General features: G+C 40.0%; 1 protein-coding gene. It reads right to left on the bottom strand.

Annotated features, from left to right (window positions below; genetic code table 11):
* Nucleotides 1-275, bottom strand: a 275-nt coding sequence (locus SB772_RS40700) for a condensation domain-containing protein (protein WP_410838610.1), incomplete at both ends; no start/stop codon positions are given.

The raw sequence follows: 275 nt of genomic DNA, 5'->3' as shown, positions 1-275 counted from the left end.
AACCAGCACATCAAATAATGCCGAACGGCTCATATCTCGTTTTATATTAAGCTTACTTACCAGCTCATCAAATGGATACATCTGATGTTCATAAGCCGATAAAAGCGTGTTTTTCTCCTTATCAAGCAAGGATGCAAAACTATTATTCTCGTTCTCAAATATTGTCCGTATTGCAAGGGTGTTAAGATAAAGACCGATCTGATTCTCCAAATCAGGATGTTCTCTGCCTGCTATTGGAGTCCCCACTATAATATCCTGCTGACCGCTATAGCGGT

It is taken from the genome of Paraburkholderia sp. SIMBA_030, from assembly GCF_046535245.1.
In the GTDB taxonomy this organism is placed as follows: domain Bacteria; phylum Pseudomonadota; class Gammaproteobacteria; order Burkholderiales; family Burkholderiaceae; genus Paraburkholderia.
This window is presented reverse-complemented; position numbering and strand designations above follow the sequence as displayed.